23 protein-coding genes are annotated in these 22,289 nt (G+C 36.5%); 7 read left to right on the forward strand and 16 right to left on the reverse strand.

The window, feature by feature from the left end; all coding sequences use genetic code 11:
- Nucleotides 1–54: 54 nt before the first annotated feature.
- Genes ACP3T3_RS16255 through ACP3T3_RS16265 form a run of 3 tightly spaced genes read right to left on the reverse strand, consistent with a single transcriptional unit; the run spans nucleotide 55 to nucleotide 2,376 of the window.
- Nucleotides 55–630: a serine O-acetyltransferase gene (locus ACP3T3_RS16255; protein WP_426476858.1), complete on the reverse strand. Its 576-nt coding sequence runs from the start codon at nucleotides 628–630 to the stop codon at nucleotides 55–57.
- Entirely contained in the window at nucleotides 620–1,768 is a 1,149-nt protein-coding gene (locus ACP3T3_RS16260; RefSeq protein WP_426476859.1) for a glycosyltransferase, read from the reverse strand. Before ACP3T3_RS16260 ends, ACP3T3_RS16255 begins: the two co-directional genes overlap by 11 nt.
- Nucleotides 1,769–1,806: 38 nt before the next feature.
- The gene (locus ACP3T3_RS16265) at nucleotides 1,807–2,376 is read right to left on the reverse strand and encodes an acyltransferase (protein ID WP_426476860.1); all 570 of its coding nucleotides are present in this window, start codon (nucleotides 2,374–2,376) and stop codon (nucleotides 1,807–1,809) included.
- Between the two features lie 53 nt (nucleotides 2,377–2,429).
- Here ACP3T3_RS16265 and ACP3T3_RS16270 point away from each other — a divergent pair, with 53 nt between their 5' ends.
- From ACP3T3_RS16270 to ACP3T3_RS16280, 3 genes are read left to right on the forward strand one after another with little or no spacing between them, the layout of a single operon-like run.
- On the forward strand, nucleotides 2,430–3,401 hold the full coding sequence (locus ACP3T3_RS16270) for a 3-oxoacyl-ACP synthase III family protein (protein WP_426476861.1): 972 nt from the start codon (nucleotides 2,430–2,432) through the stop codon (nucleotides 3,399–3,401).
- A gap of 27 nt (nucleotides 3,402–3,428) precedes the next feature.
- Nucleotides 3,429–3,662, forward strand: coding sequence for a hypothetical protein (locus tag ACP3T3_RS16275; RefSeq protein WP_426476862.1), 234 nt, complete (start codon nucleotides 3,429–3,431; stop codon nucleotides 3,660–3,662).
- A complete protein-coding gene (locus ACP3T3_RS16280; RefSeq protein ID WP_426476863.1) occupies nucleotides 3,662–4,420 on the forward strand; it encodes an SDR family NAD(P)-dependent oxidoreductase in 759 nt (252 codons plus the stop codon). Before ACP3T3_RS16275 ends, ACP3T3_RS16280 begins: the two co-directional genes overlap by 1 nt.
- 1 nt (nucleotide 4,421) lies before the next feature.
- Here the strand turns inward: ACP3T3_RS16280 and ACP3T3_RS16285 are convergent, their stop codons facing one another.
- The 4 genes from ACP3T3_RS16285 to ACP3T3_RS16300 all read right to left on the reverse strand — a co-directional run bounded on the left by ACP3T3_RS16285 (nucleotide 4,422) and on the right by ACP3T3_RS16300 (nucleotide 7,958).
- On the reverse strand, nucleotides 4,422–5,582 hold the full coding sequence (locus tag ACP3T3_RS16285; RefSeq protein ID WP_426476864.1) for a glycosyltransferase: 1,161 nt from the start codon (nucleotides 5,580–5,582) through the stop codon (nucleotides 4,422–4,424).
- Nucleotides 5,582–6,421, reverse strand: coding sequence for a glycosyltransferase family 2 protein (locus tag ACP3T3_RS16290; protein WP_426476865.1), 840 nt, complete (start codon nucleotides 6,419–6,421; stop codon nucleotides 5,582–5,584). Before ACP3T3_RS16290 ends, ACP3T3_RS16285 begins: the two co-directional genes overlap by 1 nt.
- A 3-nt stretch (nucleotides 6,422–6,424) precedes the next feature.
- Nucleotides 6,425–6,997, reverse strand: coding sequence for an acyltransferase (locus ACP3T3_RS16295; protein ID WP_426476866.1), 573 nt, complete (start codon nucleotides 6,995–6,997; stop codon nucleotides 6,425–6,427).
- 94 nt (nucleotides 6,998–7,091) lie between these two features.
- Nucleotides 7,092–7,958 (reverse strand): glycosyltransferase family 2 protein, encoded by an 867-nt coding sequence (locus ACP3T3_RS16300; RefSeq protein ID WP_426476867.1) that lies wholly within the window; start codon nucleotides 7,956–7,958, stop codon nucleotides 7,092–7,094.
- 291 nt (nucleotides 7,959–8,249) lie between these two features.
- On the opposite strand from ACP3T3_RS16300, the gene ACP3T3_RS16305 reads away from it, so the two are divergent.
- The 4 genes from ACP3T3_RS16305 (at nucleotide 8,250) to ACP3T3_RS16320 (ending at nucleotide 12,794) form a co-directional block, all read left to right on the forward strand.
- Entirely contained in the window at nucleotides 8,250–9,020 is a 771-nt protein-coding gene (locus ACP3T3_RS16305; RefSeq protein WP_426476868.1) for a class I SAM-dependent methyltransferase, read from the forward strand.
- A gap of 94 nt (nucleotides 9,021–9,114) precedes the next feature.
- Nucleotides 9,115–10,143, forward strand: coding sequence for an acyltransferase family protein (locus tag ACP3T3_RS16310; RefSeq protein WP_426476869.1), 1,029 nt, complete (start codon nucleotides 9,115–9,117; stop codon nucleotides 10,141–10,143).
- A gap of 304 nt (nucleotides 10,144–10,447) precedes the next feature.
- Nucleotides 10,448–11,881 (forward strand): MBOAT family O-acyltransferase, encoded by a 1,434-nt coding sequence (locus ACP3T3_RS16315; RefSeq protein ID WP_426476870.1) that lies wholly within the window; start codon nucleotides 10,448–10,450, stop codon nucleotides 11,879–11,881.
- Between the two features lies 1 nt (nucleotide 11,882).
- Nucleotides 11,883–12,794 carry a hypothetical protein gene (locus ACP3T3_RS16320; RefSeq protein WP_426476871.1) on the forward strand — a complete coding sequence of 304 codons (912 nt, stop codon included), beginning with the start codon at nucleotides 11,883–11,885 and terminating at the stop codon, nucleotides 12,792–12,794.
- Between the two features lie 90 nt (nucleotides 12,795–12,884).
- Here ACP3T3_RS16320 and ACP3T3_RS16325 read toward each other — a convergent pair whose 3' ends face one another.
- The 9 genes from ACP3T3_RS16325 to ACP3T3_RS16365 form a co-directional block, all read right to left on the reverse strand.
- Nucleotides 12,885–13,826, reverse strand: a complete 942-nt coding sequence (locus ACP3T3_RS16325; RefSeq protein ID WP_426476872.1) for a glycosyltransferase family 2 protein — start codon at nucleotides 13,824–13,826, stop codon at nucleotides 12,885–12,887.
- A 140-nt stretch (nucleotides 13,827–13,966) separates the two neighbouring features.
- Nucleotides 13,967–14,914: a glycosyltransferase family 2 protein gene (locus tag ACP3T3_RS16330; protein WP_426476873.1), complete on the reverse strand. Its 948-nt coding sequence runs from the start codon at nucleotides 14,912–14,914 to the stop codon at nucleotides 13,967–13,969.
- Between the two features lie 64 nt (nucleotides 14,915–14,978).
- Entirely contained in the window at nucleotides 14,979–15,977 is a 999-nt protein-coding gene (locus tag ACP3T3_RS16335; RefSeq protein ID WP_426476874.1) for an acyltransferase family protein, read from the reverse strand.
- Entirely contained in the window at nucleotides 15,967–16,908 is a 942-nt protein-coding gene (locus ACP3T3_RS16340) for a glycosyltransferase family 2 protein (protein ID WP_426476875.1), read from the reverse strand. Before ACP3T3_RS16340 ends, ACP3T3_RS16335 begins: the two co-directional genes overlap by 11 nt.
- A gap of 2 nt (nucleotides 16,909–16,910) precedes the next feature.
- Nucleotides 16,911–17,849 (reverse strand): glycosyltransferase family 2 protein, encoded by a 939-nt coding sequence (locus ACP3T3_RS16345; protein ID WP_426476876.1) that lies wholly within the window; start codon nucleotides 17,847–17,849, stop codon nucleotides 16,911–16,913.
- A complete protein-coding gene (asnB, locus tag ACP3T3_RS16350) occupies nucleotides 17,849–19,645 on the reverse strand; it encodes an asparagine synthase (glutamine-hydrolyzing) (protein WP_426476877.1) in 1,797 nt (598 codons plus the stop codon). Before asnB ends, ACP3T3_RS16345 begins: the two co-directional genes overlap by 1 nt.
- 45 nt (nucleotides 19,646–19,690) lie before the next feature.
- A complete protein-coding gene (locus tag ACP3T3_RS16355) occupies nucleotides 19,691–20,614 on the reverse strand; it encodes a glycosyltransferase family 2 protein (RefSeq protein ID WP_426476878.1) in 924 nt (307 codons plus the stop codon).
- Nucleotide 20,615: 1 nt separating this feature from the next.
- The gene (locus ACP3T3_RS16360) at nucleotides 20,616–21,284 is read right to left on the reverse strand and encodes a hypothetical protein (protein WP_426476879.1); all 669 of its coding nucleotides are present in this window, start codon (nucleotides 21,282–21,284) and stop codon (nucleotides 20,616–20,618) included.
- Nucleotides 21,285–21,352: 68 nt separating this feature from the next.
- Nucleotides 21,353–22,279, reverse strand: a complete 927-nt coding sequence (locus tag ACP3T3_RS16365) for a glycosyltransferase (protein WP_426476880.1) — start codon at nucleotides 22,277–22,279, stop codon at nucleotides 21,353–21,355.
- Nucleotides 22,280–22,289 lie beyond the last annotated feature (10 nt).

Here is a 22,289-nt window from a genome sequence, read left to right on the forward strand (position 1 = left end):
GTACACGAAATTGTTGGTGAATTCAAGTGGATTTTTACTATAACTGTTGAATTACTATACTTTACGATTGATATAATCTTTAGTTGCATCTGATGTAGGAATGATCTTAGCCGGGTTTCCTATGACAACAGAATCGGAAGGAACGTCAAAGTTGACATAAGAATTAGGAACAATCAATACATTATTTCCGATGGTGATCCCTCCTACAATGACTGCATTAGTGCCTATCCAGACTTCATTACCTATAACCGGGCAGCCTTCATTTTTTCCACGGTTTTGCTGGCCTATAGTCACTCCATGGGCGATATTGCAGTTTTTCCCGATAATTGTTTTCGGATTGATGACCAGGCTTCCAAAATGTCCTAAATAAAACCCTTCCCCAATCCGAGTTTCAGGATAAATCTGAAATCCGTATTTGATCTGATAATGTCTTAATACAATTCTCCAGAAAGTATTCAGAACGGGCTTCTTTTGATACTTCTGAGCCATTCTCAGTATATAAACAAAATGAAGATTGGGATTAATGCATTTTTTCCAGATCTGAAAAGTAGAAAGCCACTTTCCGTTCTCCCGGTAAAAGTCTTTTTGAATGATAGAATAATCGGCCATCGTAAATGTTTTATACTTCATCAATTATTTTCTGAAGGTGCTCCACAGATTTTTCCAGAACAAATGGAAGCTCGGTTTCCGAGATCTGTTTTTTGTATTCTTCAGTTGCATTTTTATTAGTAAGAAACTTTTTCATTCCTTCATATATTCCTTCCTCGGAATTCGGGGTAATATTTCCCAGCTTTCCATCCTGCAGAAGATCCCTTATCCCGGAAATATCCGTTGCAGAAATAGGTTTGTTGAGGATGAGAGCTTCAGCAATAATGGTAGGGAATCCTTCATGTCTTGAAGACATGATATAAAAGTCGGCCTTTTTCATGTAAGGGTATGGGTTGCTGCTGAAACCCAGCATTTTTGCAGTATCCTGAAGCCCCAGCGTATTGAGCTGATTCTGAATAGTATCAAAGTCATAACCATCACCAATAATTAAAAGCTGATGTTTCAGGCCTTCATCAATCAGTTTTTTATGAACGTTCAGCAGCCTGTCATAGCCCTTCTGGGGATAAACAGTTCCCACCGTTACAAAAGTGGGAAGGTCACTGGTGAAAGGATAATCGTTAACTTCAATATCGGCTTTTTTCAGGGTGTCATTCTTATCAATCGGATTGAAAATTTTTACTACTGATGCCTTTTCCGTTTCATTTTTAGCCAGCTTGTACATTTCGTCCTGCAGCTTATTAGAGATCACAAGGATTTTGTCAAACTTAAAAAACTGCCGGATAATTTCCGGCGTATATTCCTTTAAGTTGAAAATGTCATTCTGTACCCAGATGATCTTTTTCGAATCTTTCTGAGGGCTTGATAGTATTTCCTGATGCATCGCATGGATGGCAGCAATCTCTACATCATATTTTTTATTCTTTAAAACAAATTTATAAAGCAGGGAAGGGAACCAAAGAAACATTTTCTGATAAAGTACCCTGTAAGCTTTCACAGGAATATCCTGCGGCCTGTTGGTCGTTATCATTTCTCCCTTTGTCAGATAGTATAGTGTCACCCATGACGGAACCTCTTTAATGTATAATCCGGAATAAAGATTAAGTAAAAGGTCAACTTCATATTTATCAGCAGGAAGATTCTTTAAAAAGTTGATCAATACTTTCTCAGCACCACCATGACGTAATGAACCTATACGGATGAGGAGTTTTTTCTTTTTCAATTTGTTTTTTTCTTTTTTAAGATTTTGCAAGACTAAATTTATTTAATTTTTCTCGCTTTTTTATACTTGTGAGGAAGATTTTCTTTGATATAGGCGTCCAGTTTTTTTCTGTCTTTCTCCAGTTCACGGGGATATTCAGGGTTGTTTTTAAGAACAATATCACCATAATCTTCAATGGTGCATAAAAATTGCGCCGGGTTTCCTATAAAAACCGTATTGTCCGGCATAGACTGTGATAATACAGAATTGGCCCCTAAAATACAGTTGTTTCCAATCTGCACATCCTGCATAATCACACAATTGAGCCCGATAGTACAGTTATTTCCGATTTTTATTCTTCCCAGAATTCTGGCATCTTCATATCCGGGAAGTTTTCTAAGCAGAGTAGTGGTGCCTCCGTGGTTCACAAACCTCACATCTCCTGCAATATTTACATTATCGCCAATTTCGATAAGGTAAGGTTCAGTACCGAAATACACTTTATCAGGCATATTGAAGTTTTTTCCTACTTTCATACCTCTGTATTTTGCCACTTCAAGGCTGGCTCTATTCAAAAAAGTATGATAGAGAGCGTCTATTTTTAATAGGATTCTGAATATAAAAATCATCACAAGTGTAAATTTGTTTTCGTTACTTTTGCAAAGAAAGAGAATTTATTAATATGATGAAAATTTCAAAAATAGAATATTATCTGCCTCAGCAGGTGTTAACTAATGAGGATCTTGAAAAACAGTTTCCCGAATGGAGCTCTGAACGTATTCAGGAGAAAGTAGGAATTTCCCAGCGCCATATCTCTTCTGAGAATGAAACCGTACTGGATATGGCTGTACAATCTTCGGAAAAAATTTTCGAAAGCTATGATAGAAATAACGTAGATTTTATTTTGTTCTGTACCCAGAGCCCTGAATACTTTCTGCCTACAACGGCCTGTATTTTGCAGGACAGACTGGGGCTTAGAAAAAATATCGGCGCGATAGATTTTAATCTTGGATGCTCAGGATTTGTTTATGGGCTGGCTTTTGCAAAAGGATTGATTTCTGCAGGCATTGCAAAGCGTATTCTTTTGGTGACTTCAGAAACGTATACCAAACATATTCATCCTGATGATAAAGGCAACCGAAGCATATTCGGAGATGCGTCCGCCTCTGCAATTATTGAAAGGGGGAACGGTAATGATTATCAGTTCTGCCTGGGAACAGATGGAAGCGGTGCAGAAAATCTTATCGTGAAGAAAGGAGCTTTCAAAAAAGATTTTGAACTGAATCCTGAGCATGAATTCAGTCCTGAAAATATTTACATGAATGGTCCTGAAATTTTTAATTTTACCATTGAAAATATTCCCGGGCTGGTAAGAGAAACGCTGGAGATTAACGGAATGACCATGGATGATATAGACCACTTTGTTTTTCATCAGGCCAATTCTTTTATGCTGAATTATTTAAGAAAGAAAACAAAAATACCGGCAGAAAAGTTTTATATTGATATGGAAAAAACGGGTAATACTGTTTCTGCTACCATTCCTATTGCCCTCAAAAATATGATGGATAAAGGAATGCTGAAAGAAGGAGATAAGGTTTTAATGGCAGGTTTCGGGGTAGGATATTCATGGGGAGCAACCATTATTGAAATTTAACAGAACAAACATTTAAAATTATAAAATATGAAGACATCCGTTTTTTTAGAAAAATTACAGGAAGAACTGGAAGAAGATGAAACATTAACAACTGAAACGAATTTAAAATCTTTGGAAAGCTACGACTCTATCAGCTTACTTTCTGTTATAGCATTTGTAGATGAAAATTTCAGCAAAAAAATCGATACCAAGCATTTTAAAGATGTCGAAACCGTTTCGGATCTGATGAATGTTATAGGAAAAGAAAATTTTGAAGATTAATGGATGCTTTCTCATTAAAAAATAAAATTATTCTCATTACAGGCGCTTCTTCCGGGATCGGGAGAAGCTGTTCTGTAGAATGCAGCAATAGTGGCGCTGATCTTATTCTTGTAGGAAGAAACCAGGAAGAACTGATGAAGACCGTTTCTATGCTGAATCCAGAAACAAAAGCAGAGGTTATTGCTGAAGATATTACCCAATCTGATAATCTTGAAGCGGTTATAGCAGATAAAGTATCAGCTCTGGGTAAGATATCGGGATTTATACACTGTGCCGGTATTGAAAAAACACTGCCGTTAAAAAAACACAATTCTCAGCTGTATCAGGACATATTTGCTGTTAATGTCATTGCCGGACTTGAAATTGCCAAAATTTTATCTTTAAAGAAATATAAAGATGAAACCTCCAGTTTTGTATTTATTTCTTCCGTTGCAGGAATGGTGGGAGAGGCTGGGAAAGCCGCTTATTCTGCCAGTAAAGGAGCCGTTATTTCCGGAGCCCGTTCGCTGGCAATGGAGCTTTCAAGAAGCAATATCCGTGTCAACAGCATAAGCCCTGCAATGGTGAATACGCCGATTTTAGAAAAGATGTTTGAAAATATCGGTGAAGAAGCTTCATCAGAAATCATAAAAAAGCATCCGCTGGGAATAGGTGAACCTAAAGATGTAGCGAATGCCTGTATTTTTTTATTATCTGATGCCTCAAAATGGGTCACGGGTACCAATCTTGTGATTGACGGAGGGTATTCTGCCCAATAACTTATTGTTTGCTCAGTGTTTCTATAATGTTTTCTACGCTGTCAAATATTTTCTTGTTATCAAACTGATTTTCAATAGTTTTAAGATTCTCTCTGATGTGGAGAACAAGGTCGGGATCGGTAAGGAACGTTTTCATGGCTGAATACATTTCATCTACCTCATAATTGATGAGATATCCTGTTTCACGGTCTTTGATCATAAGGCCTACATCTCCGGTATCAGTAGCAATAATAGGCTTTTGAAGGATCAGTGCTTCAGCTATGACGAGTGGCCATGCCTCAGATTCTGAGGACAGGATAAAATAATCTGCATTTTTAATGTAGGGATAAGGATTCATTCTGTTTCCCGTCAGGATAAAAGTTTCCTGAACATTATTGCGCTGGATCTGATCAGTCAGGTTCTTAAATTCCTCTCCGTTTCCTACCACTACAATATGATGATGAAGCCCTTCGTCAATAAGTTTTTTATGCGCATCTATCAGTTTATGATAACCTTTTCTGCTATGCAGACGTCCCACAGAAACAAATACCGGACTTTCAGGGAAATTATCTATTTTCTCTTCTGCTTTCTTTTTAATTTCCTCAATAGGAATGGCATTGATCACCACACTTTCAGCTGGATATTTCAGATCCGGATAAGACTGATGCATAATGTCTTTAATCTTCTGGGAACAGTAAATCATATGATCAAACTGTGGAAAATTCTTAAGGATGTCCGGAACTAAGGGTTTCATTCCCGGCACGTTGATCTCAGAATGGAACCATCCTATTTTTTTTGAATCTTTATTACTGGAATTGATTACAGATGAAAATGCACCGTAGGTAGGAGCAATTTCAATATCAAATTTTTGATTTCCTAAAATACGGTCAGAAATTGCATGATTTTTTAATGCTTTGGATAGCCTCAGTCTTCTTCGGATAAGCTGTAGTTTATGGAGAAGCGGGTTCTGTGAAAAACTTTCTTTGCCTTCTGTAAGATAAACTTTTTTGATATGCTTGGGAAACTCATCACGCAGCTCTCCCTGGTTGAGGTTAAGGCACACTGTGATATCAAATTTATCAGGATTAAGATTGTTGAGCATACTTAATATCACTTTTTCCACACCGCCCATTTCCATAGACCGATGCCTGAAAAGAACTTTTATTTTTCTGTTTTCTGACATTATCTGAAAATTTTTTGTAAAGTAATGGAGATTTTTTTCTTTATCCTATATAAAATTCCGTTTTGATATTCCAGAAGGGCAAAGATTTCCTTGTCGCTGGAATACTTCTCAGGAATTTTTTTTCCATTGATCATTTTAAGGTTTCTCCGCTTCATAGCTTTAAAAACTACCTGTGCAAAATAATCGTAGGATTTTTCTTTATTGTTATTTTGAGAAATTCCTCCATCATGGGTCCTGTAGAGATAATTTGTATCATTAATAAAATAAATATTACCCTGCTCATACATTTTCAGATACAAGTCCTGGTCTTCTGCAATTTTTAATTCCGGATTCATTTTTTCAGTTTGCTCATAAATATCTTTTCTGAACGTTACAAAATGGGCTATCTGAATAGGATAATTGAAAAAATATGGATTTCTGTTCTGTACCTGTTTTGAAGATTTGAACGGAGCAATAGGGTTAAGATTTTTGTCACAGATCATAAATCTGGAATAGGTAAGAACGGCATTCTTTTTTTGTTTAAAAAGATGGACTGCGGATTCAATGGCTGTGGGGAGAATGGCGTCATCCGGATCTACAAAGCCGCAGATTTCTCCGGTAGCAAGTTCAATAAGTTTACTTTTGGTAACCCCCACTCCTGAATTTTTTTCATTTTCAAAGAATTTAAATCTTTTGTCTCCCCGAATAATTGATTGTATTTCTTCTTTTTCCTGCTCTGTGGACGCATCATCCAGAATTACAGCTTCCCAATCCCGATACGTTTGCTTAAGTAAAGAATGGTAACAATCTTTGAATAAGGCCGCATTGTTATAATGAGCGATGAGTATGGAAAACTTCATTATTTAGAGAGCGTTGAAAATTAGATCCTGTTTGTTGATAACCTGAGTGTTGGCTGGGATATCTTTGTAAATAGTGCATCCGGCACCAATGATACAGTTGTCGCCTATAGTTACCCCTTTTAGTACGGTTACATTGCTTCCGAGCCAGCAATTGTTTCCTATTTTTATGGGGGCTTTTGAAAATTCAGAAGGATTTACTTTCATGACAGGGTAGGTCTCATACGCATGATTATGATCATAGAGTTTGACATTTTCGCCGAACAAAGTATTGTCGCCGATTGATATATGCTCTAAACAGTTTATAGAACAGAAATTGTTCATAAAAAAGTGGCTTCCTATTTCCAGGATAGCATTTTTATTGATCAGGATACAGGTATAATTCCTAAAGTCTGCAGCAGTGCCGATGCTTAGCTTCTGTAGATTATGATCTAAAATAAAGCGGTTTCCCACGCCTAATTTGAGATCTTCAAAAAATACATTAGGATGTTTTTTCAGCAGAAACAATTGTTTCTTCCTGTTTATTTTTTCAAAAAAGTCATAGAACATATACTGTCTTTTATCATTTGAGTTATACAAATATAACTCGTTTTTATATAAGTTAAAAGCTATATTTTCTGTATCTGTTTATAAAACATTCCCTTGCAGCAGTACTCCGGATTTTATTTAAGATTTATATGAGAAATAGCAATGGTACCGCAGTTATACTTCCATGTAAAAAATTGTCTATTGTTTTGATTATTTTTCTAAAGAACTTAGATGATAAGGTATTCTGTTTTTTAAAAATAAAATCAGGAAGTCTGGAAATCTGTTGAATATCTGTTTTATAAAATGTTTTAATTCCCCTTCTTGTAAGGGTATTGTACAATACCTTATGCCAGTTCCTGTAAAGTTTTTCCTTTTTACTTTTACTTTGAGAAACTCCCTGTGAATGAATTCTGTATAAGTAAAGACTTCTGTTAATAAAAGCCAGCTCCCCCTTGTCATAAAGTTTCAGGTAAAGATCCTGATCTACAGCAGAAGACAAGGTTTCGTCAATCATATCCCTATTGGTATATTTATCATTTTTAAAAGTAAAAAAATGGGCGATCTCAAAATTGATATTAAAAAAATATTGACTTCCGTTCCTTATTCTTCCGGAGTGGGGAAACAGCTTTTGGATAGCCAGATGATCATCACAAATATAAAATCTTGAATAAGTTCCTATGATATTCTGATCAGAATAGGGTTTTATACTTTTTTCAAGGGCATCGGGGGTAAGGGCATCGTCAGGGTCTAAGAAGCCGCATATCTCTCCGGTTGCCAGTTCTATGCATTTGTTCTTGGTATATCCTACCCCTCTGTTGGTTGCATTTTCATATAAAAAAAAACGATCATCGTTGCGGATAAGCTCCTGTAAGGCTTCTTTCTCATGTTTTTCTGAGCAGTCATCTACAATAATAACCTCCCAATCAGTGTATGTCTGTTGTATAATACTTTCATAACAATCTTTGAAGTAGACTGCATTGTTGAAATGAGCAACTAATATTGAAAATTTCATTTTGTGTAATTTAAATTGAGTAGAGTATTCTGATGTGGTAATGTTACTTCATCAATAACATTTTATCAAATAGCAATCCACTTCCGATAAGTTCAAAAGAATTTTTTCAGACATGTTCTAAATTTTTTCATTGTGTGTGTTATAAACATAGCAAAATTTCAGAGTTTGGATAGTTATTAAGAAGTTTATCTGTGGGCCCATAGAAGTTATGCTATAATATTGTGATAATGTGGAAGGCTTTATACAAGAATAAAAAAAAATCTTTATTTTTGCTTCAATAAAGACAACACGGTGAGTGAAATAACTAGAGTTCTCAAAACTTTTTTAGGGTATTTGAAAAGACCCGACCTTTATCCGGAATTGGGGCGGAAAATTATTAAAAATACAGTCAATAGGGGAAATGCTTTTAAAGGAAAAGATAAAACAAATTCCTGGGCTGCAGAAAAGTGCATTTCACAGAAGGATGCTGTTAACAAGCTTTTCGGAATTGATATAAAACCTTTCCGTAATGAATATCAGGAGCTTTTAGCCGATGCGGCGCAGAAAGAAAAAAATTGCCCGGTGAAAATGGGCGGTCCGGGAGCCCTCGAACTGATTTATTATGCCTGTGAATTTACCCATGCACAGAATGTAGTGGAAACAGGTGTTGCTTACGGGTGGTCTTCACTGGCGTCTCTTTTATCCCTAACAAAGAGAGGAGGAACCCTTTATAGTTCGGATATGCCTTATCTGGCTCAGGATGGAGATCAATATGTGGGATATGTAGTTCCTGAAAAGCTCAAAAGCAACTGGAAGTTGTTCCGTTTTGCAGATAAAGAGTCACTTCCCAAAATCTTTGCTGAAAATGCTGTATTTGATGTTCTTCACTATGATTCTGATAAAAGCTATAACGGAAGAATGTGGGCTTATAATGAGCTGTATATGCATTTAAAAAAAGGCGGGGTCTTTATCAGTGATGATATCGGTGATAATTCTGCCTATCAGGATTTTTGTGAAAAGAATCATATAGAAACAACAGTAGTAGAGTACGAGGGAAAATACATCGGAATTTTTATCAAGTAAACCGGACGGAAAATCTTTTGTTGGAAAATTGTATGAATTCTGGATCATGAATAGTTTAAATATACTAATAATACGGGCTGTTTAAACCGTTCCTATGAAAATACCTCAGATTACATTTACCCGGTTTATTGCGGCAATGGCTATTGTCATTTCCCATTTTAACAAAGATATGTTCCTCTACAATATAGATTACATTTCAAATGTTTTTCTGAAAGCTAATGTAGGAGTAAGTTATTTTTTTATACTCTCCGGGTTTATCATGGTTGTGGCCTATCATAAGAAAGAAAGGATAGACTGTTTTGATTATTATAAAAACAGGTTCGCAAGAATTTATCCTCTTTATGTACTGGGGCTTTTGCTTTATCTGGTTACACGGTATTCCAATTTCAGTTTTTATAAGATTTTTTTATACCTTTTTGGTCTTCAGAGCTGGATTCCGGGAAAAGCAATGATCCTGAATTTTCCGGGCTGGTCTATTTCTGTAGAATTTTTATTCTATCTGATTTTCCCTATCCTGTATAATTATTTCTATGCCAAAGGGAATAAAAGTATTTGGCTGATTACCGGCATGATCTGGATCATAACACAATTTTTTTCAGGACTTTATGCGGAATCATCTTATTATGAAGGACCCCACACGGAAAGTCATGAACTGCTTTACTATTTCCCTTTAATGCATATTAATGAGTTTTTGGCAGGAAATCTGGCAGGAATATTTTTTGTAAAAAATCATCAGAAGACCAATTATGATATACCTTTAGTACTCATTTTTATACTTATCATATTGTCACTTATTTTTATTCCTCTTTTCTACCACAATGGTTTAATGGCTGTATTGTTTATTCCCTTTATTGTTCTTATATCTAAAAATAACGGGGTGATCACCAGGCTGTTTTCCATGAAACCACTGGAATATCTGGGAGAAGCAAGCTATGCTGTTTATATTACCCATATTCCGGTTTTGTATATACTCAGGGAAGTCATACAATGGAGCGGTTATAGTATAAAGATAGACCAGGTATTCGGGATATATATCATTGTTTTAATCTGTACTTCCGTTTTGTTTTATCAGTGTATTGAAAAACCTTTGAGAGATTATCTGAAAAAGCTGCCAATAAAATAGAAATGCATTAATTACAGTAATACATACATAAACACAATTATGAATTTAAAACTACCACTGACAGTATTTTCCGGACTACCAGAAACAGGTGTATTTTTCTAAAAATCTCAGAGGTTTATATAAGGAAAAGAAATGTATATTTATTTCCGGAAGATATCCACGTATATTATATATAATGTAATCAACTGTTTAAACTGATTGAAATGAAAAATGTTCCCCAACAATATAAAACAGATAGAGGCTTCATGCTTCAAGGAAGATGTGCCAAAAAATGTCAGTATATCATAACTTTTAAAAACACGTTATGTTATTCAATTCAATAGGATTTCTTATTTTTTTACCTGTAGTATTCTGTTTATACTGGTTTGTTTTTAATAAGAAATATCAGAATCAGAATAGGCTCCTGCTGTTGGCAAGCTTCTATTTTTATGCATGCTGGGATTGGAGGTTCCTGTTTTTACTGATGTTTTCTATTGGTCTGGATTACCTTTCCGGAATAAAGATTGAAAATAGCAGGAATAACCGTGAAGCAAAATTCTGGCTCACTGTAAGCATTGTGATCAACCTCGGATTCTTAGGTTTTTTTAAATACTATAATTTTTTTGTTGAAAGCTTTGCCGATCTCCTGGGCGGCATGGGATTCAAGGTGAATATCTGGCTGCTGAATGTGGTTTTGCCGGTCGGAATATCATTTTATACTTTCCACGGGCTCTCCTATGTAATTGATGTTTATAAAAAAAGAATTCGTGCTGAACGCAGTTTTATTGACTATGCGGTTTTTGTAAGTTATTTTCCTTTGCTGGTGGCCGGGCCTATAGAAAGGGCAACCCATCTTTTACCCCAGATTCAGAAAAAAAGAACATTCAGCTATGAGCAGGCTGCAGACGGGATGCGCCAGATTCTTTGGGGATTCTTCAAAAAAATGGTTATTGCAGATAATTGTGCCCCTTTGGTGAATGAAATTTTTAATAATTATCAAACAGAAAGTCCTGCCAATCTTGTGATCGGAGCATTACTATTTGCTTTTCAGATTTACGGTGATTTTTCAGGATATTCTGATATTGCGCTGGGAGTATCGAGGCTTTTTGGGGTTGAACTGCTCAAGAACTTCGCATTTCCTTATTTTTCAAGAGATATAGCAGAATTCTGGAGAAGATGGCATATTTCACTTTCTTCCTGGTTCCGGGATTATCTTTATATTCCTTTAGGGGGGAGTAAAGGTGGTCTGGCCATGAAAATAAGAAATACATTTATCATTTTTCTTGTATCAGGATTCTGGCACGGTGCAAACTGGACGTTTATAATCTGGGGCGGGCTTAATGCTTTATTTTTTATGCCCCTGCTGATCATGGAGAAAAACAGAACGAATATAGAGGTAGCAGCACAGGGAAAATGGTTTCCGTCTCTTAAGGAAATTCTGCAGATACTGATTACCTTCTTTGCTACCTGTATAGCCTGGATTTTTTTCAGGTCGGAATCTGTCTCTCAGGCATGGGCCTACCTCAGGCGTATCTGCAGCTGGGAGCTGTTCTCCTTTCCAGCCCATATACCGGTAAAAGCGTTTGCATTGGCTGGCTGTATGCTGATCATTGAATGGATTAACCGGGAGCAGTTTCACGGGCTGCAGATCAGAAGATTCAATCCATGGGTACGCCGTACCGTTTATGGAATCATCATTTATATCATTCTCCGTTATGCCAACTTTGGCAATAACGAGTTCATTTATTTTCAATTTTAGCATGAAAAAGTTTCTAATAAAAGTAGCACCTTATTTTCTGGCTGTAACAACGATATTGGCTGTATTGGGAAGCTATGCAGATGGGAATACGGATGATAATTATATGCATTTTGCTGTTGAAAAGCCGCAGAATATTATTTTAGGAGATTCAAGGGGATCTCAGGGAGTGATCCCTGGGATTCTTAAAGATAAACTGTCCAGAAAATTTGATAATTTCTCTCTGAATGTAGTAGAATCTCCCTATGGGCAGATCTATTTAAAGGCTTTAAAAAGGAAATTGGATCCGGAAACCAAAAAAGGTATTTTTATTGTAACGGCTGACCCCTGGGCACTTTCTCTGAATAAAAGTGTTAAAAAGGCTCAGGATTTTCCCGAAGAACGCTCGCCGCTCAATGATATGCATGTATATGACAGATCTCCGAATTATGAATATCTTTTAAAACATTATACCCGAAGCTGGTTTAAAATTTATACGGAAAGAGCTGCCATAGGAAAGTCCAATTCATTTCTTCACGAGGATGGCTGGATGGAAATTAATGTTAATATGCATAAAGATTCCGTGGCGATAAGAACTAAGAAAAAAGTAGCTTTTTATGAAGGTCTGGCCCAGCAGGCTGACCTGTCTCAGGAACGTCTCCGGGCATTGGAGGAAATAATCAATTACCTGAGGACAAAAGGAACTGTTTATCTGGTACGGATTCCCGGCTCTGAAAAGATTATGATGATTGAAAACAAAAAGTTTCCTCATTTCAGCAGCTTACTGCATAATATTTCCCGTAAACAGAATATAAAATTTCTGGATTTCTCGCAAAAGTATAACGATTACCTGTATACGGACGGAAACCACCTGTATAAGGAATCCGGTAAAAAATTAACTTCCTGTATTGCGGACTCCATTAAGGCCGGTAAATAAACAGATTAAATATAAATATAAATTTAAATGTTATTTGTTATCTCATTCTTAGAGATCATAATCACTTTATTTTTTTACCTGTAGTTTAGGCTAAAATAATTCTTTTCTGAAGTTGATATTATAAATCCCCTTGCGTATACTGGCATAATCTGATACCAGGTAGGTAATAATCATTTTCCATTTTTTCAGGAATGAGGCGTTCGCAATCTGGAAACTTCGGTACATTCTTTTAATATGCAGTTTTATATGGTCAGGCATTGTTGCTTCGGTGGTTGCCCAGTCATCTACTTCTTTCCATAAAAGGACACGTGAAGTGGCCGGCTTTATTTTTTTAGAATCAATCTGCGTTATCCTGTTATTTTCATGTACGCCCCTCATTGCAACTGCCTTATCTAAGATCCCCGGAAAAAGATCCAGATAAAAGGAAAGACGAAATAAAAATTCCGTATCCTGATGGAGTCTCAGACTTGATTTAAATAATGTTTTTACTTTATTTACCAAAGCGCTTTTGCGAATTGTCAGTGCATCAATACTAAATAAACCAAAGGAGCCAAGCATATAAAGCTGGCCGGGAAAAACATCCTTAGGATTACATCTTTGATATACAGTAGTAAGTTTGTCTTTAAATAGCGGATAATATTGTTCCTTTGCCTTTTCAGAATAGTAATGCACACCAAGCGCTCCATAAATACCTTCTACTTCGGGGTTTTTAAACAGTTCTCTTTCAGCATCAAATCTGTTTGGAAGGTAATAATCATCCGCATCCAGAAAGGCAATAAAATCACCGGTAGACTTTTCTATTCCAAGATTTCTGGTTGGTCCTGCGCCATGGTTGCCTTTATCAGGGTGTTGGTAAACATGAACTTTGCTGTATTTTTGTGCAAGCTGATGACAAACCTGCAAGGCATTGTCAGGAGATTGATCTTCTATCAGAATAACTTCATGCACTTCATTAAACTGAAGCGCAGATTCTACTGCCTGGGAGACATATTTTTCTGCATTATAAACAGGAATGATTACTGATATTTTCATTTTCTTAACTATTTATTGCGAAATAATCTAATGTGATGCTTTGGATTTTAATCCATGGTCATTGGTGTTTCTATAAATTATGTGGCTAAACTAAAGCTGTAAAGTTCTCATTGAGTTAATGATTTCATTTGTCCGGGTGGTTATCTCATTAACGAATACCTGAAATTGATATTATATAATCCGGATCTTATACTTTTATAATCAGTAAACAGGTATTTTATAATCATGCTCCACTTCTTCAATAAAGGAGCTTTGGCAATTTCAAAACTTCTGCGCATTCTTTTAATATGAATTTTAATTTCATCCGCAATATGCTGCTCCGTAAGGGCCCATTGTTCAACCTCTTTCCAGAGTAGGGCACGTGAAACCGAAGGATCTATGATATGAGCATCCACTTTTGTGATACGGTTGTCTTCATGTACCCCTCTCATCGCAACAGCCTGGTCTATAATTCCGGGATAAAGATCAATATAGTAAGACAGCCGGATCAGAAATTCTGTGTCTTCATGAAGTTTCAGATGGGGCTTGAATAATGGCTTGATTTTATGTAAAGCCAGTCTTCGTATAGTTAAAGTATCAATACTAAACAGCCCAAAACTTCCCAACATATGAATTTGACCCAAAAAGACCTCTTTAGGAGGATGTTTTTTGTAAACAGTACTGAGCCTGTCCTGAAATAACTTATAATATTGTTCTTTTGCAGCATCTGAGTAATAATCAACACCCAGTGCCCCATATACACCACCTACCTCAGGATTTTTAAAAAGTTCTTTTTCTGCATCAAATCTATTGGAAAGGAAATAGTCATCAGCATCAAGAAAGGCAATAAAATCGCCGGTTGATTTTTCTATGCCAAGGTTCCTGCTGGGACTTGCACCATGGTTCTTTTTATCCGGATGCTGAAAACATTTTACCCTGTCATATTTTTCAGCAAGCTTCTGGCACACCTGCAATGCGTTATCCGGAGATTGATCCTCCACCAGAATAACTTCAAGTACCTCATCAAACTGAAGCGCAGATTCCACCGCCTGTGAAACATATCTTTCCGCATTATAAACAGGAATAATTACTGATATTTTCATTTTCATTTCATCTTTTTCAATCAATTGAAGAATTATATTGTGTTTCTTTAGTACCTTTTAAGTACCGAAATTAAGCTTTTAATTTTATTTTTAAGTATTCAGTGATCTTTTTTTCTACAAAATGATGCAGGAAAGCAGCCAGTGCAATTACTATAGCTATCCTAAACATAAAGTAGGGAATATTAAAGTATCCTTCCACTTTAAATCTTCTGAAAAATATCTCTACAAAAGGATGAGAGAGGTACATAGAATAAGAAATATCACCCAGAAATACAAAAAAACGATTTCCTTTAAGGTGAAAAGTGACATCAAAAAGTAAAAAAGAAAATACAAATAAAGAAACCACCACTAAGGTTATTAACATATCCGTTATAATAATAAGGCCCAATAAATAAGCAATGAACGATATGATCCCTATCGTACAAATAATAATAGCCCAAAGTTTACTGATGTGGATCTTGCTTAATAGAATGGCAAATGATACTCCGGTTACAAAATAAAGGTTCAGAGGGCTGGTGATCATCTGGTAATAGGCTGTGTCAAACGGAAACAGCACTCCTATAAAATAGGTAACTATAAAAAAAAGAATGATAAAAATATATCTCTTGGCATAAAATAAAAGGGAAATCCCGAATATCAGATAAAAAAACATTTCGCAATTGAGAGACCACCCCAGATAAAGTACCGGGAAAATGTCCTTCTGTGGAAGAAATAATATAGAATGAATAAGCCTTTCTAAACCCTCTCCATGAAAATAGGACATGAGATTTCTGCCTATGACCATCCATGCCAGTGTAAGCAAAAAGTATAAAGGAACAATCCTGATAATTCTTCTTTTATAAAATAAAGTTATTTCTTTGAAAATATCTTCTCTGAAATTCTTGCTCAGTGTTGTAAAAGCCATAATAAACCCACTGATCACAAAAAATATGCTAACCCCTATGCTTCCTCTTTTAAATAGAATGTCTCCAAGAGCAAAATTCTGAAAATTGATGTATTCGGAGAAATGGAAGCAACATACCAGCAATGCGGAAATTCCCCTTAATATTTGCAGATTATTAAGCTTCATGATGGGTAAAAATAAATCGGTATTTTGTTTTCAATATATTCGGGTTTTTAAGGATAGCTGCCAATACACTTAAGGATTTTGAAAATCCTTTCTTCAGAGACAATTCAAATGCTTTTTTCTGGAGGGAAATATGTCTGGAAGCACTTGTTTCTAACGGCAGGGACTGTGACCATTCGTATAAAGAGTTCCAAAAAAGATATTGCCTCCGCTTATATTCCGGAGAATATCTTTTAATCTTGGTAATTCTGTTATCATCATGAATTCCCCTCATGGCTACAGGCTGATCCAGTATTCCTGATTTTAGGTAGCAGTGGTAGGCGAGCTTAAAGATAAAATCAGAATCCTGATGCAGACGGAGAGCCGGATTGAAGCGCAGATGATGTGTATCCAGAGAAGATTTCCTTACCGTTAATGCATCCAGCGTGAAAAATGATCCGAAAAATTTAGAAGTAAGACCAAGTAACCCCTGGAAAACTTCTTCCCCTTCTGCGGGATAGTTAACGGTCAGTAAATCATTGTTTTGATGGTGAGCATGGAGCTCCTGTTTTCCTTTTTCCGTAAGATATTCAGTACCGATTGCATTAAATACACCTTCGATCTTTGGATCTTTAAAAAGTTCCTTTTCCCCGTCGAATCTGTTGGGAAGAAAATAATCGTCAGCGTCAAGGAAAGCAATAAAATCACCTGTTGCGTTTTCAATGCCAAGATTCCTGCTGGCACCGGCACCATGGTTTCCTTTGTCCGGGTGTTGAAAAAGCTGTATTCTTGTATGTTTTTCTGTTAATTCTCTGCATATTTCAAGTGCATTGTCCGGTGACTGGTCTTCAATCAGGAGTACCTCACAGACTTCGGAAAACTGCAGGGCAGATTCCACGGCCTTGGTTATATAGAGTTCTGCATTGTAAACAGGTATAATAACCGATATCTTCATTTTCATCTGGAATAGTAGGTGAAACGGTATCTTGTTTTTAGTATTTCAGGGTTTTTGATGAACTCCAGCAAAATACCAAAATATTTTACAATTCCTTTTTTCGATGCGAGATCAAAGGATTTATACATCAGATAGATTCTTTTTTTCTCCTCAGCAGAGATTTGGTTATATTCTGCCCACTGATGCAGGGACTTCCACAGAAGTATCTGCCTTTGGTTGTATTCCGGGGTATATCTGGTAATTTTGGTTATCCTGTTATTATCATGTACTCCTCTCATGGCTACTGCCTGATCAATAATACCTGTTTTCAGGTGGCAATGGTAAGCCAGCCTGATAATAAAATCTGAGTCCTGATGCACACGAAGAGCTGCATTGAATCTTAATTGAGGAGAATCTAATGAAGACTTTCTTATGGTTAATGCATTCAGCGTAAAAAATGTGCCGAATTTTTCAGGAGTAAGGCCCAGAAGTCCACGGAAAACTTCTTTTCCTTCAGCAGGATAATTGACAGTGGTGAGAGTAAGTTCTTTAAACTTAGCCTCAAATTCCCGTTTTCCTTTTTCAGTAAGATATTCGGTACCGATTGCATTAAATACACCTTCTATTTTAGGGTCCTTAAATCGTTCTCTTTCCGCATCAAATCTGTTGGGAAGATAATAATCATCTGCATCAAGAAATGCAATAAAGGAGCCCGTTGCCTTTTCAATGCCAAGGTTTCTTGAAGCTCCGGCACCATGATTTCCTTTATCGGCATGTTGGAATAACCTTACCTTGGGAATTTCATCCGCCAGCTGTCTGCAGATTTCCAGTGAATGGTCGGTAGATTGATCTTCAACTAAAATGACTTCTTTTACTTCTTCAAACTGTACTGCAGATCTTACTGATTTTTCCAGAAATTCAGCAGCGTTATAAACCGGTGTTATGACAGAGATATCAAGCATTATAATATAGAATTGTTATGATCTGCCCAAAGTGCAAGCTGTAAGAGATTCCAATGTCTTTCATCTTTGTTCAGAAATGTTTGGGTGGCTTTAAAATCAATAAAATTGAAAACTTTATGGTCAGGATTTTTCAGAAGATCATTGGAGAAGTTCATGAGGTTTTCTTCTTCAAACCAGTTTTTTACACCCAGCCCGAATCCCTGTTTATGGCGCTTCCTGATGGTCTCCGTCCAGTAAGATCCCATTGCTTCCCGGAGAATGATTTTATCATTGTTATTATCTAATTTCAGCTGATCGGGCAGCTGGATACAGAATTCTGCAAAGTCAAGATCAAGAAAAGGTGTTCGTACTTCCAGAGAATTGGCCATTGCCATTCTATCCGATTTTACCATCATATTGGCCGGAACATAATTTTCGAGATCCACTCTCATGATGTCATTGAGGGAATCGGTATCCGGAGTAAAGCTATAGGTTTGTACATATTGTGAAGGAACCCCCAGGCGAATGCGTTCAGTTTCGTTAAAATTATTTCTTACCGCATTCAGGTGAAAATCCATAATGGAAGAATACTGGATATTCTTCCGGGTAATGAAAGAAGTTGTTCTTAATTTCTGATAGAGTTTTAAGCCAAATTGAGCCACAATATTTTTATAGCTGAAATGCTGCTTCATTTTATTTTCAACTGTATAAAAATGATAACCGCCAAACAGCTCATCTCCGACATCTCCTGATAATACTACTGTCAGATTTTTTCTGGCTGCTTTACAGATTTCATAATGGGGAATAAATGAAGCATCTGCAAAAGGTTCATCGAAAAAAGGAGTGATCTTTAAAAGCGAAGTGACCAGGTCTTCTTTTTTTTCGTGAACTTCAATATGGTTGGTTTTGTACTTGTCGGCAATTTCTCTGGCATATTTCAGTTCATTGTTTTTATGATCATATCCGAAACTGATGGTGGTCTGATGTGGTAAAAACTCATCTACGAGAGCCACAACAGATGAAGAATCCAGCCCGCCGCTTAGAAAACTCCCAACTTCCACATCGGCAATAAGCTGTTTTTTAACCGCATTTTTCAGAAGATATAAAAACTCTTCTTTAGCATCTGACAGGCTGATTGTCCTGTTTTTTGCGGGAAGGCTGTAGTATCGTGATACGGTAATTTTTCCATCTCTCCAGATCAGCTGGTGAGCCGGGGGAAGGGTATATATATTACTATAAATGCTTTGCTGGCTGCTTACATATCCGTACTGAAGATAGTGGGAGAGAGCTTCCTGGCTTACTTCAGGCTTAATAAGTCCGGAAGCAAGAATGGCTTTGATCTCTGAGGCGAAAATAAATTCATTGTTTTTTCCGACAGCGTAATAGAAAGGCTTTTCTCCGAAACGGTCTCTTGCACAGAAGAGCTGCTGTTTCTGGTCGTCCCATATTGCAAAGGCGAACATTCCCGGAAGATCATAGATGAGGTTTTCCTGTTTTCTCTGATACATGGCGAGAATGACTTCTGTATCTGATTCCCCATGGTAAGGGTATTCGGCATATTGTCTTTTGATATCCTGATATCCGTAGATTTCGCCGTTTAAGACGATGCATTCATTTTTAGTATTGGAAAACATGGGTTGTTTTCCATTGTCAGAAAGATCGATAATGGAAAGTCTGCGGTGTCCCAGTGCAGCGTTTTCATAGAACTCATAATGTGAAGAGTCCGGTCCCCGATGGATCAGGGCATCTGTCATATTCAGGATTTCCTGCTGATAATTTCTGGCATTATTGCTTATAATTCCTGCTATTCCACACATATTGTTTTATTTTTCATCATTAATATTCTATTTTGTACAGCTAATTTACGACAGATTAAGAAAAGTAGGGCCTGTCTTAATCAGTTGATTTCGCAAATTGCTTAGTATCTCTCCGTCGGAGGAGATTTTTTTATACTTCGCAGTCAGTTGCTTATACTTGTTTATATTACCGGTCACTATATTTTTGAACATGCTTTGTTTCAAGGCTTTTTTCTCCTGTTGAAGAGCGTTCGGTAAAGCTGGATTCAGAATATTGATCTCAATCCTGACATTTTCGTATTTTGTGTAATCTATTTTGTAGAGTGACTGAACACCATCATGTACTACCTTACTGCCGGGAACAAGCAGTATTTTTTTATGGTGAAAATGGATACGGTTGACATATTCATTATCTTCTCCATAATGGAAGAAATAAGGGTTGAATCCTCCAATGGTTTCAATGGTTTTTTTCGGGAGCAGCCAATGGGCCGCATTTACAAAATCAATTTCGTAGTAGGGTTTGAGTGATTGAAAATAAAGGTCAGAGATCATTCTGGTTTTTTCATAACCCTTAGCAATATACTGGTCGAGGAAAATGTCGAGGTGCTTTTCTGAACCGTCAATATGCATTGGGCTTATAATCCCGATTTCATCTTGGTACGGATGATTCTGGTAAACCTCCAGCATTTTAGCAAAACTGTCCGGATATATCCATGCATCCTGATTCATCAGATAAAAGAATTGAGCTCCATCCTGATAGGCCTTTTCGATTCCTATATTATTTGCTTTTCCGAAACCTAAGTTTTTCGGTAACTGAGTGAAGTGCACTTCCGGGAAATTATTTTGTATGTATTCCTGGGTACCGTCTGTGGAGCCATTATCTATGACTATACATTTTACAGGAACCGACGAGTTTCTTAAGCTGGTAAAACATCTGTCAACCCATTTCATAGCATTGTAGGTAACAATAATAATATGTATGACGGTCATATCAAATATACTTTTGGGTTAAAGTTTCCAGGTAATTTTCAGGATTGATGCCAGAAAAAAAGTTACCGATTTCTTCACCGAAATCCACCTTATAAAAATCACCTTCATTTACTTCAGAGTAACAGGCCTTTTGATTTGTTCTTTTTTCAATAGCATGAACAATTTCCTTTAAATCATAGTAGTATGGAAAGGCCAGGTTAATGATCTTATTAGAGCCTTCAAGACAATTGGCTTCCATGAAGCAGCAAATATCATCAATGTCCAAAAGAAGTCTTCTGGCTTTGGTGTGAAGGGCAAATGCACGGCTGGAAGTAATCTGGGTTTTCAGAAAATTAAAAAGTGTATTGGGATTTCCTCCCTTTCCTACAATATTTCCTATTCTTAAGATCAGGTAATTTTCTGAGTAGGTTTTTATATAATTTTCAATTTCTTTTTTATGAATAACATAAGGACTTTTCTGTTTGGATTGATCAAGAATGCTTAAGGTAGAAAAATAAATAAGTTTTTTCTCCTTATTCTCACTATGTATCCTCTTTAAAAGAGAAAATTCCCTTTCAAATTCCGATGGGCGGGTTTCCAATGAATTGGAAACTCCAGATGCAAAAAAGAGTATATTCTCTCTATCATAAGATTTTACAGCTTTTGCTATAATACCATTGCCAATAATCATGCGCTAGTTATTTTCATTAGATGTGTAAGTGGGTAGGGAACAATATTTCATATTGTGTGATGTGTTGGTTATTTCAGATAATCAAATATATGAAAATAGTATTTCATTTTAATTGAAGTTATCCAGCGTTCCAAAAACGGCAGATTTTTTAGGTATTCTTCATACCGCTGCATGCAATAGGTTTTGTATCCGTTTTCCAGCTCGGGATTAAGCTGGAGGGCAGTGATTGTTTTTTTAACAAAAGGAAACCTTTTGAAAGTGGTGAAAAGGGATTCCCTGGATATAGTCTCTTTTTCGGAAAGACTGAATTGAGAGAATGCTTTATATCCGATGTTCTGTTGAGGATGTATTCTGTACTCACCCAGAATGCTTTTTTCTACCCATACTGTATCTTTGTCAGCGGCAAGTAATAGCAATTCATAATCATGGATAATCACAGGGTTGATTTTCTTTAAAGGGAGATGCTTTTTAAGGAATGTATTTCGTACAGCCATACTCATACCGGGGAATATGTTTCCCTGAAATAAAATCCGTTTTATAATATTACGGGTATCTGTAAATTGATCAGGATTCACAGATTCTATATCCCAATAGGTGATTTTCTTAGTGTTGCTGATTGTTTCTCCGAATAAATCAATATTATGAGCTACAATATTTACTGCTGGATTTTTTTCAAAAATATTGGTTATAACTTCTGCTTTGTTTGTAAGCCATCTGTCATCCTGATCACAGAGAAATACAAGATCTCCGGAACATAGGCTCATTGCTTTTTCAAAATTGGCGATATATCCCAGGTTTTCAGGGTTTTCGTATATTTTTATGATATCTGGGAATTGTGCCGCATATCCGGAAAGAATATTTAAAGTGCCGTCTGTGGAACCATCATCACATATTATAATCTCAGACACCGCTTTTTTCTGTCGGAGAATACTTTCCAGCTGTTCGGCAATATAATGTTCACCGTTATAAGTGCAGAGGGCTACAGATGAGGTCATTGTGTTTAGT

Origin of the sequence: Chryseobacterium sp. CBSDS_008, from assembly GCF_049959325.1 — a bacterium.
Lineage (GTDB): Bacteria > Bacteroidota > Bacteroidia > Flavobacteriales > Weeksellaceae > Chryseobacterium.

What these genes read in the sequence shown, in the direction of transcription:
- ACP3T3_RS16355 (WP_426476878.1), bottom strand. Translation starts at nt 20,614, where the DNA reads ATGACCGTCATACATATTATTATTGTTACCTACAATGCTATGAAATGG.
- ACP3T3_RS16335 (WP_426476874.1), bottom strand. Translation starts at nt 15,977, where the DNA reads ATGAAGCTTAATAATCTGCAAATATTAAGGGGAATTTCCGCATTGCTG.
- ACP3T3_RS16270 (WP_426476861.1), top strand. Translation starts at nt 2,430, where the DNA reads ATGATGAAAATTTCAAAAATAGAATATTATCTGCCTCAGCAGGTGTTA.
- ACP3T3_RS16315 (WP_426476870.1), top strand. Translation starts at nt 10,448, where the DNA reads ATGTTATTCAATTCAATAGGATTTCTTATTTTTTTACCTGTAGTATTC.
- ACP3T3_RS16255 (WP_426476858.1), bottom strand. Translation starts at nt 630, where the DNA reads ATGAAGTATAAAACATTTACGATGGCCGATTATTCTATCATTCAAAAA.
- ACP3T3_RS16360 (WP_426476879.1), bottom strand. Translation starts at nt 21,284, where the DNA reads ATGATTATTGGCAATGGTATTATAGCAAAAGCTGTAAAATCTTATGAT.
- ACP3T3_RS16280 (WP_426476863.1), top strand. Translation starts at nt 3,662, where the DNA reads ATGGATGCTTTCTCATTAAAAAATAAAATTATTCTCATTACAGGCGCT.
- ACP3T3_RS16310 (WP_426476869.1), top strand. Translation starts at nt 9,115, where the DNA reads ATGAAAATACCTCAGATTACATTTACCCGGTTTATTGCGGCAATGGCT.
- ACP3T3_RS16340 (WP_426476875.1), bottom strand. Translation starts at nt 16,908, where the DNA reads ATGAAGATATCGGTTATTATACCTGTTTACAATGCAGAACTCTATATA.
- ACP3T3_RS16320 (WP_426476871.1), top strand. Translation starts at nt 11,883, where the DNA reads ATGAAAAAGTTTCTAATAAAAGTAGCACCTTATTTTCTGGCTGTAACA.
- ACP3T3_RS16265 (WP_426476860.1), bottom strand. Translation starts at nt 2,376, where the DNA reads ATGATTTTTATATTCAGAATCCTATTAAAAATAGACGCTCTCTATCAT.
- ACP3T3_RS16345 (WP_426476876.1), bottom strand. Translation starts at nt 17,849, where the DNA reads ATGCTTGATATCTCTGTCATAACACCGGTTTATAACGCTGCTGAATTT.
- ACP3T3_RS16285 (WP_426476864.1), bottom strand. Translation starts at nt 5,582, where the DNA reads ATGTCAGAAAACAGAAAAATAAAAGTTCTTTTCAGGCATCGGTCTATG.
- asnB (WP_426476877.1), bottom strand. Translation starts at nt 19,645, where the DNA reads ATGTGTGGAATAGCAGGAATTATAAGCAATAATGCCAGAAATTATCAG.
- ACP3T3_RS16275 (WP_426476862.1), top strand. Translation starts at nt 3,429, where the DNA reads ATGAAGACATCCGTTTTTTTAGAAAAATTACAGGAAGAACTGGAAGAA.
- ACP3T3_RS16290 (WP_426476865.1), bottom strand. Translation starts at nt 6,421, where the DNA reads ATGAAGTTTTCCATACTCATCGCTCATTATAACAATGCGGCCTTATTC.
- ACP3T3_RS16300 (WP_426476867.1), bottom strand. Translation starts at nt 7,958, where the DNA reads ATGAAATTTTCAATATTAGTTGCTCATTTCAACAATGCAGTCTACTTC.
- ACP3T3_RS16330 (WP_426476873.1), bottom strand. Translation starts at nt 14,914, where the DNA reads ATGAAAATGAAAATATCAGTAATTATTCCTGTTTATAATGCGGAAAGA.
- ACP3T3_RS16365 (WP_426476880.1), bottom strand. Translation starts at nt 22,279, where the DNA reads ATGACCTCATCTGTAGCCCTCTGCACTTATAACGGTGAACATTATATT.
- ACP3T3_RS16325 (WP_426476872.1), bottom strand. Translation starts at nt 13,826, where the DNA reads ATGAAAATATCAGTAATCATTCCTGTTTATAATGCAGAAAAATATGTC.